This is a genomic window from Streptococcus sp. 121, from assembly GCF_016458205.1.
Taxonomy (GTDB): Bacteria; Bacillota; Bacilli; order Lactobacillales; family Streptococcaceae; genus Streptococcus.
This window is the reverse complement of sequence record NZ_JAEMED010000001.1, coordinates 71,800-86,790: the sequence shown is the minus strand read 5'-3', so window position 1 is coordinate 86,790 and position 14,991 is coordinate 71,800. Positions and strand designations below refer to the sequence as shown.

Sequence of the window (14,991 nt, the reverse complement as noted above, 5' to 3'; positions counted from 1 at the left end):
AAATCCTTTTTTGTCTAGTCGAACGTTTCACCCAATGGGTGAAAAGCAGAACCTTCCAGAAACCCTGTAATCAATACGGTTTCTGGAAGGTTTTTAAGTTAGGTATGAATAATTTGGGAAAAAGTTTGTTAAAGTTTCACATAAGATTTGTGAAGCAGTTCCAGAAATAGTATTCTATAAGAAACGGTTAATGGGTCTACAAGAAGATGTAGGCTTGAGGTTCTAGAGCATTGCAAGAGCCTACATCCTAGATGAAAGGAGCTGTCGCTATGCACCTCACAGATAAAGACTTAGTGGTCAAACAAGCAGTCCGCAATCAAATTCGCGGAGCAAAAGAAGCACAGGAAATCCTGGGTACATGGTCGTAAGAACAAATCGACGACCTGGTAAAAGCAGTCGCAGAGGCAACCTATGCCAAACGCGAAGAATTGGCTAAAATGGCCAACGAAGAAACCGGCTACGGAAAGTGGCAGGATAAGGTTGCCAAGAATACCTTAGCTTCAATGGGAGTTTAGGACTTGGAGACTGGAATTCTTCGTCGAGATGAGAAAAAGAAAGTCATGGAAGCAGCAGTGCCAGTAGGTGTCATTGCAGCCTTGATTCCATCTACCAACCCAACTTCCACCGTTATTTTCAAGGCAATGATTGCCTTGAAAACAGCGAATTCTATCATTTTTTCACCACATCCAAGTGCAGCTCAGTGTATTCAAGCGACTGTGGATGTGATTCGCCAAGCTTTGAAAAAGTTTGGAGCACCAGAAAATGCAGTCAACTACTTAGAATATGCTTCTCTGGAAGCTACACAAGAATTGATGGACGATCGAGACACTAAGATGATTCTGGCAACCGGTGGAAAAGCCATGGTTAAGGCAGCTTATTCCTCTGAAACACCAGCCATTGGGGTGGGACCTGGGAATGTACCTTGCTACATTGAGAAAACAGCCAATATTCCTTTAACAGTTGAGAGGATTATTGGTTCTAAAACCTTCGATAATGGTGTCATCTGTGCTTCAGAGCAATCTGTAATCGTGGATGAGGCTATCGCTGAAGCTGTAAAAGAAGGGTTTATAAAACAAGGTTCCTACTTCATCACTGGAGAAGACGCAGACAAGTTTGGCAGGTTGATGATCCAAGGAAACGGTCTTATGAATCCAGCTATGGTCGGAAAAGATGCACAAACCCTCGGAAAAATTGCTGAGGTAGACATCCCCGAAAATGTCAAGGTCATTATTCACGAAGAAACTCAGGTCGGTCGCGACTACTCATATTCCACTGAAAAACTCTGCCCAGTTCTAGCTTTCTATAGTCTTTTAGTTTGCTTTTAGTACAAGGCAGCGAGTCGCAGGCAGTACTAAAGTACGGCAAGACGAGCTAACACAGTAATAAAAGATAAACTAAAAGAGTATACACTGTTAAGGATTGGGAAGAAGGCCTAGAGCTAAGTCGCAAGGTCCTCGAACTCAAAGGACTGGGTCACACCCTCTCACTTCACACAGAAGACGACCAAGTTGTCGAAAACTTCTTCCTACACAGTCCCGTCTCTCGTGTGTTGGTCAATGTGGGATCAGCTTTGGGAGCAGTAGGAGCAACAACTGGATTCCTACCATCCATGATGCTAGGCTGTGGAGCTATCGGAAACGGATCGACTTCAGACAATATCGGACCTGAAAACCTTATCAATATTCGTTACCTCGCTTACGAGGATAAGGAAATTAGAGATTTATAAGAATAATTTGAATCCCCAATAACCGTATAAAAAGAAGCGTAGAATTCATAATAACTATGAGATTCCACGCTTCTTTTTCCTTTAAAATTATACCTTTGATTTTCAAGATATCAGAAAATCAAAAATCTTTTTTTACGTAACCGTATTCATCTGCCTATAAATTTTCATTTACCTCTTGCTCATCCAAAAGTTACATGTTGAATAAGTCCGCATGACTGCCTGTATCAGATAAAGTTAGAGTTAAGACATCGTCCTCAATAAGATAAATCAAAAGCCAATCGGGTTTTATATGGCACTCTCTGAAACCAGCATAAGATCCTTTTAGTTCATGATCTCTGTATTTTTCGTCTAAAGAATGTCCCAATCGAAGTTGCTCAATAACTTCATCTAGTAGATTCAAGTCTACTCCACGTTTTATCATACGTTTATAACTTTTTTTGAAAGCAGATGTAAATTTCAGATGATACATTTAAGACTCCAAGGCTTTTTTTAAATCAGTTAAATTATCATATGAAGCAACAGATTGATCACGAGAAATGAGCTTCGCTTCTTCCATTGCTTGAATTGTACTCTGTGAATAATTTGGAATCTCAACAGTAAAAGGAAGACCACCACGCAAAAGACATTGACGTAAAAAGATATTGACAGCGCTAGACATATCTAAGCCTAAATCGCTAAACAATGAGGTTGCCTGAGTTTTTACAGATTCATCAATTCGAATTTGAGTCGGTACGTTTGCCATTTGATACACCTCCTTTCAAATGAAATTTTACTACAAATGATATACATTGTCAATTATTTGTGTTGTTTTCTAAAAAGTTGATATTTACCTTGAAATGGCTATCCTGAGGTAGTGATGAGACCTGAGGGAGGTAGCAAGGGGTAGACTCTAGTGAGAGCGTATTCCAATCTACAATCCCTTTTCAGTTGATATAGCCAAATCTGTTATACACTGGTACTGATCATCAGCTTCTATCTACAAGCTTCTTTCCACTAACTCCAGCATCGAGTAATTCTTGGAGGTTATGAATCAAATCGATCCACAAGAATGGTAACCTGGCTATTATAGGGTTGAAGAAAGGCAAGGATTAGTGTATGCTAATTTTCATGTAATGATAAAGGAATTTGGTACAATATCACAGATGAGGAGTCGAATTCCGCAGAATGAAAGTAATCAGAAAGGAAATCAAATGGCAACAATTCAATGGTTCCCAGGGCACATGTCTAAGGCACGACGCCAGGTACAAGAAAGTTTAAAGTTTGTGGATTTTGTCACGGTTTTGGTAGATGCACGTTTGCCGCTATCCAGCCAAAATCCTATGTTGACAAAAATTGTGGGGGATAAGCCACAATTACTGATTCTCAATAAGGCAGACCTAGCAGACCCACAGATTACACAAGAATGGCGGTCTTATTTTGAGAAGCAGGGAAAAACGGTGCTGGCTCTTAATTCCAAAGAGGCTTCCAGTGTCAAAAAAGTTACCGAGGCCGCAAAATCTCTCATGGCTGCTAAATTAAAGCGACAAGAAGAACGCGGAATTCGCACACAAACCCTTCGGACCATGATTATCGGTATTCCAAATGCAGGGAAATCGACCTTAATGAATCGTTTAGCGGGTAAAAAAATAGCGGTGACAGGCAATAAACCAGGTGTTACCAAGGGCCAACAGTGGTTGCGGACCAACAAGGACTTGGAAATTTTAGATACACCTGGAATCCTTTGGCCTAAGTTTGAAGATGAGACTGTAGCTTTGAAACTAGCCTTGACGGGTGCGATCAAAGATCAATTACTTCCAATGGACGAAGTAACAATTTTCGGACTTGATTACTTTAAGACTTATTATCCCGAACGTTTGCAGGAACGTTTTCCAAAACTTGATTTAAGCTTGGAGACTCCAGAATACATTATGGATGGAACCAGTCTCTTAGGGTTTAGAGATGATTATGACCGCTTTTATCAACTTTTTGTCAAAGAGATTCGAGACGGCAAACTAGGTCGTTATACCCTGGATCGAGTGGGTGACTTAGATGGCGACGATTAAAGAAATTCAAACCTTATTACTTGGGGTGGACCGCTTGGACCACCCTCTTTTCCTGGATTTACAAGAAGACTCCCGACAAGGGGTTCAAAAACTTCTTCAACAAAGAAGAAAGCAGTTGGAAGCAGAACGAGTGGAACAGGAGCGCTTGGAAGCTCTAATGAGCTTAGAGAAGGACTTGTACTCTCAGGGAGTTGAATGGATAGCCGGAGTAGATGAGGTTGGTCGTGGTCCTTTAGCGGGGCCAGTCTTGGCTGCGGCAGTCATTTTGCCACAGACCAGCCGGATTCGGGGAATCAACGATTCTAAAAAATTATCCAAAAAGAAATTACTAGAAATGTACAATACGATCAAAGAAGAGGCCGTGGCGATTGGGATTGGGCGTGTTGAAGCCGAAATCATCGATCAGGTCAATATTTATCAAGCGACAAAGATAGCCATGAAGGAAGCCATTCAAAACCTTGGACTAGTTCCAAATCATCTATTGATTGATGCCATGAAATTGGATCTAGCCGTCGAGCAAACTAGTTTAATCAAGGGAGATGCGAGAAGCCAATCGATTGCTGCAGCCAGCATCATCGCCAAGGTAGAGCGCGATCGCCTGATGGAGGCCTATGATCAGGAGTTTCCTGGTTATGATTTTGCCAACAATGTCGGTTATGGAACACCGAGTCACCTAGCCGGTCTTCGGCAATTAGGGCCAAGCCCCATTCATCGAAAGACCTTTGCTCCCGTCAAAGATTTTTAATTTTTTTGCCGCATTTGCGAATAAGCAGATGAGGTGAGAAATAATGAAGACATTTGACATATTTTATTTACGGAAACTCGGCTTAAGCAATGCTCAGATTCGAAGGATTATGGATTATGAGGCGGAAAAAGGGGAAGAAGAAGTGCTCCGCAATCGGCTTGTAATCTCAGGTTGCAAAGAACCCTTTGAACGCTTGCAGAGGGCCCAAAAATGGGACCACGGGTCCATACAGGAAGAATTTCACTCTTGTCCTTCTATCGGAATGTCCGACCCTGCCTACCCAGCTCCTCTAAAAGAAATCTATGATCCTCCACTTGTTCTCTTCTATCAAGGAAATTTAGAGCTTCTACAATTACCAGCTTTAGCGGTTGTTGGGAGCCGAATGGCTAGCCCGTACGGGCTCCAAACTGTCAACAAAATTATCCAAGAACTCAAAGGGAAATTAGCGATAATTAGTGGCCTGGCCAGGGGAATTGATACAGCAGCCCATAAAGCGGCTCTCAGAGAAGGGACACCAACTATAGGCGTTCTAGGAACAGGCTTGGCTCATGCTTACCCACCAGAAAACAAACGGCTTCAAGAATACATGGGCCGTCACCAACTTCTGATTAGCGAGTATGGCCCTAAAGAAACTGCCAAACCCTATCATTTTCCCAATCGGAATCGTATTATCGCAGGCTTGGCTACAGCCGTCTTGGTAGCAGAAGCCAAAGTTCGATCTGGAAGCCTGATAACAGCAGACCGCGCTCTTGAAGCAGGACGTGATATCTATGCCATTCCAGGCTCCATTTTATTAGAAAGTCATGAAGGCTGTCACCAGCTATTGAAAGAAGGCGCCCACTACGTCTCATGTGGTTTAGACATTCTTAGTGATTTAAACATAACTTAAAGTTCTCCTATAGAAAAACCTAATTGTTGACAGGGGTATGAAAATAGAGTAAACTTGTCCCAGTTTAAATTGAATTGAAAGGTGAAGAGCTTGGTTACGAAAACAAGGAAAAAAACCACTCCAAAGAAAAATCTAGTCATTGTCGAATCGCCCGCCAAGGCCAAAACGATTGAAAAATACCTTGGTCGAAACTACAAGGTGATGGCGAGTGTCGGGCATATTCGAGACCTCAAAAAATCGTCGATGTCCGTCGATTTTGAAAACAACTATGAACCTGAATACATCAACATTCGCGGAAAAGGGCCACTCATTAACGACCTTAAAAAAGAAGCCAAAAAAGCTAAAAATGTCTTCCTAGCAAGTGACCCGGATCGCGAAGGAGAAGCCATTTCTTGGCATCTGGCCCATATCCTGGACTTAAATCTTGAGGATAGCAATCGCGTTGTCTTTAATGAAATTACCAAGGATGCGGTTAAGAGTGCCTTTAAAGAGCCACGGCAAATCAATATGGACTTGGTCGATGCTCAGCAAGCACGACGAGTTCTAGACCGTATTGTAGGGTATTCTATCTCACCAATCCTTTGGAAAAAAGTTAAAAAAGGTTTATCAGCAGGCCGCGTCCAGTCTGTTGCCCTAAAATTGATTATCGACCGAGAAGCTGAAATCAATGCTTTTATCCCAGAAGAATATTGGACGCTTGACTCAGTTTTTAAAAAGGGCAACAGACAGTTCCAAGCTTCCTTTTATGGAATCAATGGGAAAAAGAAAGAACTGAAAACCAACGAAGATGTTCAAGAGGTCTTAGGTCTACTCAAATCTGACGAATTTGATGTAACCAAGGTTGAAAAGAAAGAACGTCGCAGAAATGCACCTCTTCCTTACACAACCTCATCCCTTCAGCAAGATGCAGCGAATAAACTGAATTTCCGTACACGAAAGACCATGTCAGTGGCTCAGCAATTGTACGAGGGGATTAAAATATCCGGTGGGGTCCAGGGGCTTATTACCTATATGCGTACGGATTCTACACGGATTAGCCCGGTTGCGACCAACGAAGCCGCCAACTTTATCACAGAGCGCTTTGGAGCTAACTACTCCAAGCATGGAAGTAAGGTGCGAAATGCTAGCTCGGCTCAGGATGCCCATGAAGCCATTCGTCCTTCCAATGTTCATTTGACACCTGAGTCCATCGGCAAATACTTAGATAAAGATCAGCTTAAACTCTACACTTTGATCTGGAATCGCTTTGTCGCTAGTCAAATGACAGCCGCTGTTTTTGATACCATGAAGGTCAATTTGGAACAAGCTGGCGTTCGTTTCACAGCTAGTGGAAGTCAGGTTAAATTTGATGGTTATCTAGCTATCTACAACGATACCGACCGCAATAAAATGTTGCCAGAAATGGAAGTTGGAGATAAGGTTAAACGTATTTCCAGTAAGCCTGAACAACACTTTACCCAACCTCCAGCCCGCTATTCAGAAGCAACTCTGATTAAAACACTGGAAGAAAATGGAGTCGGACGCCCATCGACCTATGCACCCACAATCGAAACGATTCAAAAACGCTACTATGTTAAACTCGTTGCCAAACGTTTTGAACCAACAGAATTGGGAGAAATCGTCAACAGACTCATTGTAGAATTCTTCCCAGATATTGTGGACGTCCACTTTACAGCCGACTTAGAAAAACGCTTAGATGACGTTGAGATTGGCCAAGAAGAGTGGCAAAAAGTCATAGACCAGTTCTACCAACCCTTCAAGAAGGAAATTGGGAAAGCTGAAGAAGAAATGGAAAAAATCCAAATCAAGGATGAGCCGGCTGGTTTTGATTGTGATGTCTGCGGCAACCCCATGGTTATCAAGCTAGGTCGTTATGGAAAATTCTACGCCTGCAGCAATTTTCCAGATTGTCGCAACACCAAAGCTATCGTCAAAGAAATTGGGGTCACCTGTCCTGAATGTCAGAAAGGACAGGTCATTGAGCGTAAGAGCAAGAAAAATCGCATTTTCTATGGCTGTGATCGTTATCCAGACTGTGAATTTACTAGTTGGGACAAACCAGTAGGTCGGACCTGTCCAAAATGTCAGGGAACTCTCGTTGAAAAGAAAGTCCGTGGTGGAGGCAAGCAGGTTGTTTGTGTGAACGGGGACTACGAAGAAGCAAAGGTTAAATAATGTATAAAACTACCCATATCAATGTTATTGGAGCCGGTCTTGCCGGCAGTGAAGCAGCCTATCAGATTGCCAAGCGTGGCATCCCTGTTCGGCTTTATGAAATGCGGGGACCTAAAAAGACACCCCAACATAAAACAGACCAGTTTGCGGAGTTGGTTTGTTCCAACTCCCTAAGAGGAGATGCCCTAACCAATGCGGTAGGACTTCTCAAAGAAGAAATGCGTCGATTGGATTCCATTATCTTAAAAGCAGCGGAATCCACCCGCGTTCCAGCTGGTGGAGCCTTAGCCGTTGACCGGGAAGGTTTCTCCCAAGCCGTGACAGAGGAACTGTCCAATCATCCACTCATTGAAGTCATTCGTGAAGAGATTCAAGAATTGCCAGAAGATGAGATTACGATTGTTGCGACAGGTCCCCTCACTAGCGATGCCTTAGCAGAGAAAATTCATGCGCTGAATGGTGGCACTGGCTTTTACTTCTATGATGCGGCCGCTCCCATTGTTGATGTCAACACTATCGACCACAGCAAGGTCTACCTAAAATCTCGCTACGACAAAGGAGAAGCAGCCTATCTCAATGCCCCTATGACCAAAGAAGAATTCATGGCCTTCCACGATGCCTTGGTTCATGCAGAAGAAGCTCCTTTAAATTCTTTTGAAAAAGAAAAATATTTTGAAGGCTGTATGCCCATTGAAGTCATGGCTAAAAGGGGAATTAAAACCATGCTTTACGGTCCCATGAAACCAGTTGGACTGGAATATCCAGATGATTACGAAGGTCCGCGTGATGGTGAATTTAAGACCCCTTATGCAGTAGTGCAACTTCGCCAAGACAATGCTGCGGGCAGTTTGTACAATATCGTAGGTTTCCAGACCCACCTCAAATGGGGGGAACAAAAACGGGTTTTCCAAATGATTCCTGGATTAGAGAATGCAGAATTTGTCCGCTATGGGGTTATGCACCGCAACTCTTACATGGATTCTCCTAATCTCCTCAGCCCAACCTACCGTTCGAAAAAACAGCCCAACCTCTTTTTCGCTGGGCAAATGACTGGTGTTGAAGGCTATGTAGAGTCAGCCGCATCTGGCTTAGTAGCCGGAATCAATGCTGTTGCCCTCTTCAGGGGTGAAGAAGAAGTCCTTTTCCCACAAACGACAGCCATTGGCAGTTTGCCACACTATATTACTTCAACCGACAGCAAGCATTTCCAACCGATGAATGTTAACTTTGGGATTATCAAGGAACTGGACGGACCACGAATTCGTGATAAAAAGGAACGTTATGAAAAAATTGCAGAACGTGCCTTGAATGATTTAATTCCTTTCCTTGAAAAGTAAGGACTCCGAGACCTAGTCTCGGTTTTTTTGTATGCGATAGGAAAATTTATTGAAAACCTTCAAAAATATATGTACAGTCCTAGGCTTTTGTGGTATACTGATTTAAATTTTGAATATAGAGAGTTTTCAGACAATGAATCATTCTTATTTTTATTTGGACATGCATACGCATGAATTAGAGGTCCCTTATTCAGGTGAGGGGCGCCGCATTCGAGTTCTCCTTCCAAAGAACTATGAGCAAGACGTGGAGCGCTCCTATCCAGTTGTTTACTTTCATGATGGGCAAAATGTCCTCTATAGTAAAGAGGCGTTTAGTGGCTATTCTTGGAAGGTTATTCCAACGATTAAACGAAACCCAGATATTGATCGAATGATTGTGGTTGCTATTGACAACGATGGAGAAAACCGCATGAATGAATACTCTGCTTGGAAGTTCCAAGGAGGCATTATTCCAGGAATTAGCTTTGGTGGGAAAGGTATTGAGTACGCTGAGTTTGTCATGGAGGTTGTGAAACCTTTTATTGACGAACATTACCGTACCAAGCCTCAGAGAGAGTACACTGCCATGATTGGTAGTTCCCTTGGTGGAAATATTACCCAGTTTATGGGGTTAGCCTATCAAGATCGAATTGGTTGTCTAGGAGTTTTCTCCTCAGCCAATTTCCTCCATCAAGAGGCCTTCAACCGTTATATTGAACGGATGCCAATGGAGGCGCCTCAACAGATTTACATCTATGTCGGAACCCAAGAAGATGACGAGACGGATAAGAGTTTAATTGGAGGCAATATTAAGCAAGCTTACGTTAGCTCTTCCATTCGTTACTTTAAGGATCTGATTCGAATGGGGCATGATGTAGACAATCTGGAATTGGTGATTCAGACGGATGCTGAGCACAATGAAATTGCTTGGGCTGAGAAATTAGGAGATTGTTTCCGATTCTTAAGCCGTTTTTGGCATGATTAGTAAAAGGAGAAGATTATGAATATCGAAAATCTTGTACATTGGAGTCATGAATTAGGGCGTGATATGCACATGAACCGCTATGGACATGCTGGGATTCCAGTTATGGTTTTCCCCTCTTCCGGTGGAAGTCACAATGAATTCTATGATTTTGGAATGATCAATGCCTCCCAACGTTTTATTGATGAGGGAAAAGTGCAATTCTTTACTGTCTCAAGTATTGATAATGAAAGTTGGGAAGCCAATTGGAAACATGGTCACGATCGTGCCTTAGCGCACCTAGCTTATGAACGTTATATCATTCAAGAAGCAGTACCTTTTATTAAATACTTGGCAAATTGGGAAGGGCCATTGATGACTTCTGGCTGTTCCATGGGGGCTTATCACGCGCTTAACTTCTTCTTGCAGCATCCAGACGTTTTCCAAAAAGTCATTGCCTTGAGTGGTGTCTATGACGCTCGTTTCTTTGTCGGCGAATATGGAGACGACAAAGAAATTTATCAAAATTCTCCCAGCGATTATATCTGGAATCAAAATGACCCATGGTTCCTAGATCATTACCGTTCTGCTGACATCATTGTCTGCACTGGTCTGGGGGCTTGGGAACAAGATGGCTTGCCATCCTTCTACAGCTTGAAATCTGCCTTTGAAGAGAAACAAATTCCCGCTTGGTTTGATGTTTGGGGCTATGATGTAGCTCATGATTGGGATTGGTGGCGGATTCAGATGCCCTATTTCTTAGAAGCACTTGATTTATAAAAGGAGAGGGATTATGAACTATATCGTTATTTCGCCTTATTACCCACAAAACTTTCAAAAATTCTCCCTTGAGTTGGCTAAGCAGGGGGTCAATGTGCTTGGTATTGGTCAGGAGCCTTACGATCAACTTGGATCAGACCTTCAGGGAGCTTTGACAGAATATTTCCGGGTCAGTGATTTGGAAGACTTGGATGAAGTTAAACGTGCGGTGGCCTTTCTTTTCTATAAACATGGACCAATCGACCGCATTGAATCCCAAAATGAATACTGGTTGGAGCTTGATGCAGAACTTCGCACACAATTCAATGTCTTCGGACCTAAAAATGAAGATATTGAGAAAACCAAGTATAAATCAAAAATGAAAGAAATCTTCCGTTCTGCTGGTGTTCCAGTTACTCCAGGACGCGTCGTGACAAATGAAGCCGAATTAGAAGAAGCAGTTGAACGCTTAAGTCTTCCATTGATTGCTAAACCAGATAATGGCGTGGGGGCAGCAGCTACTTATAAATTGGAAGAACCAAGATCTGTGCGTGAATTCCTAGAAAACTGGGATCAATCTGTTGCATATTTCTTGGAACCATTTGTAACAAGCACTGAGATTTGTACCTTTGATGGTTTAGTTGATGCTAATGGTGAGATTGTCTGGTCAACTTCTTTTGATTATACCGATACACCTTTGAATATCCTGATCCACCAAAAAGGAATTGCTTATTACACACAAATGGAAGTAGATCCATTACTCCGTCAGTACGGAGAAGCAGCGGTCAAAGCATTTGGTATGAAAGAGCGCTTCTTCCACATCGAGTTCTTCCGTAACGGCGATGACTATATTGCCATTGAATACAATAACCGTCCAGCTGGGGCCTTTGCCATGGATGTTTATAACTTTGGTTATTCACGTGATCTGTTCCGTGATTATGCGAGTCTCGTTGCAGGACATGGTTTTCCAGAGGCAGATGGCCCACTAAACCATGCACTGGCGGCTACACGTCGAGATGAAAAGAACTATCAAGTATCCAAAGAAGAACTGCTAGAGCGTTATGCTGCCAATTTGAAAGCGAATGTTCGTATGCCTGAAGCATTTGCAGCTCTTCAAGGAAATGACATGTTTATTTTCACTTCTGATGATATTGAGGTAATTCACAATATCATTCATGATGTCGAGGCGCTAGCTGATTAATTTTTCAAAAAAAACAAACCCAGTTAATGCTACATAAGCCTATTATCTGGGCTTTTTTTAGGTTTGCTAGTTATCTTTTGACAGGGCTTTCAAGACAAGGTAAAATAGAAGATGTAAGTTTGTGAAAACAGAAAGGTGAATATATGGAAAAACTAGACAAGAGCCTTTTACTGGATATGTTCCGTAAAATGGAAGAAATCCGTCGAATGGATTTAAAAATAGCTCAACTGGTTAAAAAGGGGAAAGTTCCAGGCATGACCCACTTTTCCGTTGGTGAAGAAGCTGCCAATGTTGGGGCCATGGCCGCCCTAAATCCAGATGATCTCATCACTTCTAACCACAGGGGACATGGACAAGCCATCGCAAAAGGCATTAATCTGAATGAGATGATGGCAGAAATTCTGGGGAAATACACCGGAACCTGTAAAGGAAAAGGGGGGTCCATGCATATTGCCGATTTAGATGCAGGAAACCTAGGAGCCAATGGTATTGTTGGAGGTGGAATGGGAATCGCAGTTGGAGCTGCCCTAACCCAACAGATGAAAGGAACCGATAAGATTGTCGTCTGCTTCTTTGGAGACGGCGCAACCAACGAAGGAGTCTTTCATGAAGCCGTAAATATGGCCTCCATTTGGAAGTTACCGGTTATTTTTGCTTGCATCAACAATGGGTATGGAATCTCAGCAGACATCAAGAAAATGACCAACGTAGAACATATCTACCAGCGGGCTGCGGCCTACGGTATTCCAGGTCTTTTTATTGAAGATGGAAATAACGTCTTGGATGTCTATAAAGGCTTCCAAGAAGCCGTGGAACATGTTCGTTCTGGAAAGGGACCTGTATTAATCGAAAGTGTCACTTATCGTTGGCTCGGACATTCCTCATCTGACCCAGGAAAATACCGGACACGGGAAGAAGTAGAAGAATGGAAGAAGAAAGATCCAATTGAAAATCTACGGAACTATCTCCTTGAAAACCAGATTGCTAGTGCTGAAGAGTTGGAAGAAATCCAGGCTCAAGTAAAAGAAGCCGTGGAAGAGTCTGTTCGCTTTGCTGAAAACAGCCCATTGCCACCATTAGAATCAGCTTTTGAAGACATTTACGCCGAATAAGAGAGGACAAAAATAATGGAAACAAAACTAATGTCATTTCGGGATACAATTATCCTAGCCATGTCTGAAGAAATGCGCCGAAATCCAGATGTTTTCCTCATGGGTGAAGATGTCGGGATTTTTGGAGGAGACTTTGGTACTTCAGTAGGTATGTTAGAGGAGTTCGGACCAGAGCGGGTTCGAGATGCTCCTATCTCAGAAGCTGCGATCTCTGGAGCTGCAGCCGGTGCAGCCATGACAGGTCTTCGCCCGATTGTGGATATGACCTTTATGGATTTCTCTGTTATTGCCATGGATGCTATTGTCAACCAGGCTGCTAAAACCCGCTACATGTTCGGTGGAAAAGGTCAGGTTCCAATGACTGTTCGCTGTGCTGCCGGGAATGGAGTTGGTTCCGCGGCCCAGCACTCCCAATCACTTGAAAGCTGGTTCACGCATATTCCAGGACTTAAAGTTGTAGCGCCGGGAACGCCAGCGGATATGAAAGGCCTCCTTAAAGCCTCCATTCGTGATAACAATCCAGTCATTATTTTAGAATACAAATCTGAATTTAATCAAAAAGGCGAAGTTCCACTAGATCCAGATTATGTCATTCCTTTAGGCAAAGGAGAAATTAAAAGAGAAGGAACCGATGTTACAGTCGTGACCTATGGCAAAATGTTGCGTCGTGTTCTCCAGGCCGCGGAAGAATTGGCTGAAACTGGAGTTTCTGTCGAAGTGGTTGACCCACGGACTCTCGTGCCACTAGATAAGGAAATGATCATCAATTCTGTCAAGAAAACAGGTAAGGTCGTTCTCGTTAACGATGCTCACAAAACAAGCGGTTTTATTGGCGAAATCTCTGCCATCATAGCTGAATCAGAAGCCTTTGATTATTTAGACGCACCAATCCGCCGCTGTGCGGGTGAGGACGTCCCAATGCCTTATGCCGCAAATCTTGAAAATGCGATGATTCCAACAGTCGAAAGCATCAAAGAAGCAATTCTCAAAACTGTAAACAAAGAATAAGGAGAAGCAATGTCTGACGAAAAACTAAGAGCAACTCCTGCAGCTCGTAAATTGGCAGACCAACTAGGGATTAATCTCTACGATGTTGCTGGAACGGGAGCCAAAGGACGAGTCCACGAAGAAGATGTGGCCCTACATAAGGATACACATGTTGTTCGGATCTCACCTCTAGCGAAACGGATTGCCCTCGAGCATAATATTGCTTGGCAAGAAATTCAAGGTACAGGTGTTAACGGTAAAATCATGAAAAAAGATGTGTTAGCCCTTCTACCAGAAAACCTCGAGGCAGGAACAACCAAGTCTCCTGCTCAAATTGAAAAAGTCGAAGAAGTTCCAGATACGCAAACTGAATGGGGAACCATCGAACGCATTCCAATGACGCCAATGCGGAAGGTCATTGCCCAACGCATGGTAGATTCCTACCTAACAGCACCAACCTTTACCCTCAACTATGAAGTTGATATGACGGAAATGCTGGCCTTACGGAAAAAGGTACTGGATCCTATCATGGAAGAAACTGGTAAAAAAGTAACGGTAACGGATTTAATTTCCCTTGCTGTTATCAAGACCCTAATGAAACACCCCTATCTCAATTCGAGTTTAACGGAAGATGGACAAACCATCATTACACATGACTATGTAAACCTAGCTATGGCTGTTGGAATGGATGGCGGCCTTTTGACACCGGTTGTCTTCAATGCGGAAAAAATGTCACTATCCCAACTTGTTGTAGCCTTTAAAGATGTTATTGGTCGGGCACTCGATATGAAATTAGCCCCTAGTGAATTGCAGAACTCAACCTTTACCATCAGCAATCTGGGAATGTTTGGGGTACAATCATTTGGTCCTATCATCAACCAGCCCAATTCAGCCATTCTTGGTGTCAGTGCAACAATTGAGAAACCAGTGGCTTTAAATGGTGAAATTGTCATCCGCCCAATGATGAGCCTTGGTCTCACAATTGATCACCGAGTTGTCGACGGGATGGCAGGTGCTAAATTTATGAAGGATTTGAAAGATCTTATAGAAAATCCTATTTCAATGTTAATTTAAAAGG

At 42.9% G+C, this 14,991-nt stretch carries 15 protein-coding genes; 13 read left to right on the top strand and 2 right to left on the bottom strand.

Going from position 1 to position 14,991, the window contains the following annotated elements; genetic code table 11:
* Positions 1–518 precede the first annotated feature (518 nt).
* Positions 519–1,325: an aldehyde dehydrogenase family protein gene (locus tag JEQ21_RS00445; RefSeq protein ID WP_199363514.1), complete on the top strand. Its 807-nt coding sequence runs from the start codon at positions 519–521 to the stop codon at positions 1,323–1,325.
* Positions 1,326–1,570: 245 nt separating this feature from the next.
* A complete protein-coding gene (locus tag JEQ21_RS00440; RefSeq protein WP_199363513.1) occupies positions 1,571–1,726 on the top strand; it encodes a hypothetical protein in 156 nt (51 codons plus the stop codon).
* A 190-nt stretch (positions 1,727–1,916) separates the two neighbouring features.
* On the opposite strand, the gene JEQ21_RS00435 is transcribed toward JEQ21_RS00440, so the two are convergent.
* Positions 1,917–2,195 (bottom strand): type II toxin-antitoxin system YafQ family toxin, encoded by a 279-nt coding sequence (locus JEQ21_RS00435; RefSeq protein ID WP_199363512.1) that lies wholly within the window; start codon positions 2,193–2,195, stop codon positions 1,917–1,919.
* The gene (locus tag JEQ21_RS00430; RefSeq protein ID WP_199363511.1) at positions 2,196–2,468 is read right to left on the bottom strand and encodes a type II toxin-antitoxin system RelB/DinJ family antitoxin; all 273 of its coding nucleotides are present in this window, start codon (positions 2,466–2,468) and stop codon (positions 2,196–2,198) included.
* A 448-nt stretch (positions 2,469–2,916) separates the two neighbouring features.
* Between JEQ21_RS00430 and ylqF the strand changes: the two genes are divergently transcribed.
* The 11 genes from ylqF to JEQ21_RS00375 all read left to right on the top strand — a co-directional run bounded on the left by ylqF (position 2,917) and on the right by JEQ21_RS00375 (position 14,987).
* A complete protein-coding gene (gene ylqF, locus JEQ21_RS00425; protein ID WP_199363510.1) occupies positions 2,917–3,768 on the top strand; it encodes a ribosome biogenesis GTPase YlqF in 852 nt (283 codons plus the stop codon).
* A complete protein-coding gene (locus JEQ21_RS00420) occupies positions 3,755–4,513 on the top strand; it encodes a ribonuclease HII (RefSeq protein WP_199363509.1) in 759 nt (252 codons plus the stop codon). Before ylqF ends, JEQ21_RS00420 begins: the two co-directional genes overlap by 14 nt.
* Before the next feature lie 43 nt (positions 4,514–4,556).
* Entirely contained in the window at positions 4,557–5,402 is an 846-nt protein-coding gene (gene dprA, locus JEQ21_RS00415) for a DNA-processing protein DprA (RefSeq protein ID WP_199363508.1), read from the top strand.
* Positions 5,403–5,483: 81 nt separating this feature from the next.
* On the top strand, positions 5,484–7,577 hold the full coding sequence (gene topA / locus JEQ21_RS00410) for a type I DNA topoisomerase (RefSeq protein ID WP_199363507.1): 2,094 nt from the start codon (positions 5,484–5,486) through the stop codon (positions 7,575–7,577).
* Positions 7,577–8,914: a methylenetetrahydrofolate--tRNA-(uracil(54)-C(5))-methyltransferase (FADH(2)-oxidizing) TrmFO gene (trmFO, locus tag JEQ21_RS00405; RefSeq protein WP_196091521.1), complete on the top strand. Its 1,338-nt coding sequence runs from the start codon at positions 7,577–7,579 to the stop codon at positions 8,912–8,914. The genes topA and trmFO overlap by 1 nt, the downstream gene beginning before the upstream one ends.
* A 133-nt stretch (positions 8,915–9,047) precedes the next feature.
* Positions 9,048–9,878: an alpha/beta hydrolase gene (locus JEQ21_RS00400; RefSeq protein ID WP_199363506.1), complete on the top strand. Its 831-nt coding sequence runs from the start codon at positions 9,048–9,050 to the stop codon at positions 9,876–9,878.
* A 15-nt stretch (positions 9,879–9,893) separates the two neighbouring features.
* Complete coding sequence (locus JEQ21_RS00395; RefSeq protein ID WP_199363505.1) at positions 9,894–10,634, top strand: esterase family protein; 741 nt, start codon at positions 9,894–9,896, stop codon at positions 10,632–10,634.
* A 13-nt stretch (positions 10,635–10,647) separates the two neighbouring features.
* Complete coding sequence (locus JEQ21_RS00390) at positions 10,648–11,814, top strand: ATP-grasp domain-containing protein (protein ID WP_199363504.1); 1,167 nt, start codon at positions 10,648–10,650, stop codon at positions 11,812–11,814.
* Between the two features lie 143 nt (positions 11,815–11,957).
* Positions 11,958–12,926 carry a thiamine pyrophosphate-dependent dehydrogenase E1 component subunit alpha gene (locus JEQ21_RS00385; RefSeq protein WP_196091525.1) on the top strand — a complete coding sequence of 323 codons (969 nt, stop codon included), beginning with the start codon at positions 11,958–11,960 and terminating at the stop codon, positions 12,924–12,926.
* Between the two features lie 15 nt (positions 12,927–12,941).
* Positions 12,942–13,934 (top strand): alpha-ketoacid dehydrogenase subunit beta, encoded by a 993-nt coding sequence (locus JEQ21_RS00380; RefSeq protein WP_196091526.1) that lies wholly within the window; start codon positions 12,942–12,944, stop codon positions 13,932–13,934.
* Positions 13,935–13,943: 9 nt separating this feature from the next.
* The gene (locus JEQ21_RS00375; RefSeq protein ID WP_196091527.1) at positions 13,944–14,987 is read left to right on the top strand and encodes a dihydrolipoamide acetyltransferase; all 1,044 of its coding nucleotides are present in this window, start codon (positions 13,944–13,946) and stop codon (positions 14,985–14,987) included.
* The last annotated feature ends 4 nt before the right edge of the window (positions 14,988–14,991 follow it).

What these genes read in the sequence shown, in the direction of transcription:
- JEQ21_RS00435 (WP_199363512.1), bottom strand. Translation starts at nt 2,195, where the DNA reads ATGTATCATCTGAAATTTACATCTGCTTTCAAAAAAAGTTATAAACGT.
- JEQ21_RS00430 (WP_199363511.1), bottom strand. Translation starts at nt 2,468, where the DNA reads ATGGCAAACGTACCGACTCAAATTCGAATTGATGAATCTGTAAAAACT.
- ylqF (WP_199363510.1), top strand. Translation starts at nt 2,917, where the DNA reads ATGGCAACAATTCAATGGTTCCCAGGGCACATGTCTAAGGCACGACGC.
- JEQ21_RS00420 (WP_199363509.1), top strand. Translation starts at nt 3,755, where the DNA reads ATGGCGACGATTAAAGAAATTCAAACCTTATTACTTGGGGTGGACCGC.
- dprA (WP_199363508.1), top strand. Translation starts at nt 4,557, where the DNA reads ATGAAGACATTTGACATATTTTATTTACGGAAACTCGGCTTAAGCAAT.
- trmFO (WP_196091521.1), top strand. Translation starts at nt 7,577, where the DNA reads ATGTATAAAACTACCCATATCAATGTTATTGGAGCCGGTCTTGCCGGC.
- JEQ21_RS00400 (WP_199363506.1), top strand. Translation starts at nt 9,048, where the DNA reads ATGAATCATTCTTATTTTTATTTGGACATGCATACGCATGAATTAGAG.
- JEQ21_RS00395 (WP_199363505.1), top strand. Translation starts at nt 9,894, where the DNA reads ATGAATATCGAAAATCTTGTACATTGGAGTCATGAATTAGGGCGTGAT.
- JEQ21_RS00390 (WP_199363504.1), top strand. Translation starts at nt 10,648, where the DNA reads ATGAACTATATCGTTATTTCGCCTTATTACCCACAAAACTTTCAAAAA.
- JEQ21_RS00385 (WP_196091525.1), top strand. Translation starts at nt 11,958, where the DNA reads ATGGAAAAACTAGACAAGAGCCTTTTACTGGATATGTTCCGTAAAATG.
- JEQ21_RS00380 (WP_196091526.1), top strand. Translation starts at nt 12,942, where the DNA reads ATGGAAACAAAACTAATGTCATTTCGGGATACAATTATCCTAGCCATG.
- JEQ21_RS00375 (WP_196091527.1), top strand. Translation starts at nt 13,944, where the DNA reads ATGTCTGACGAAAAACTAAGAGCAACTCCTGCAGCTCGTAAATTGGCA.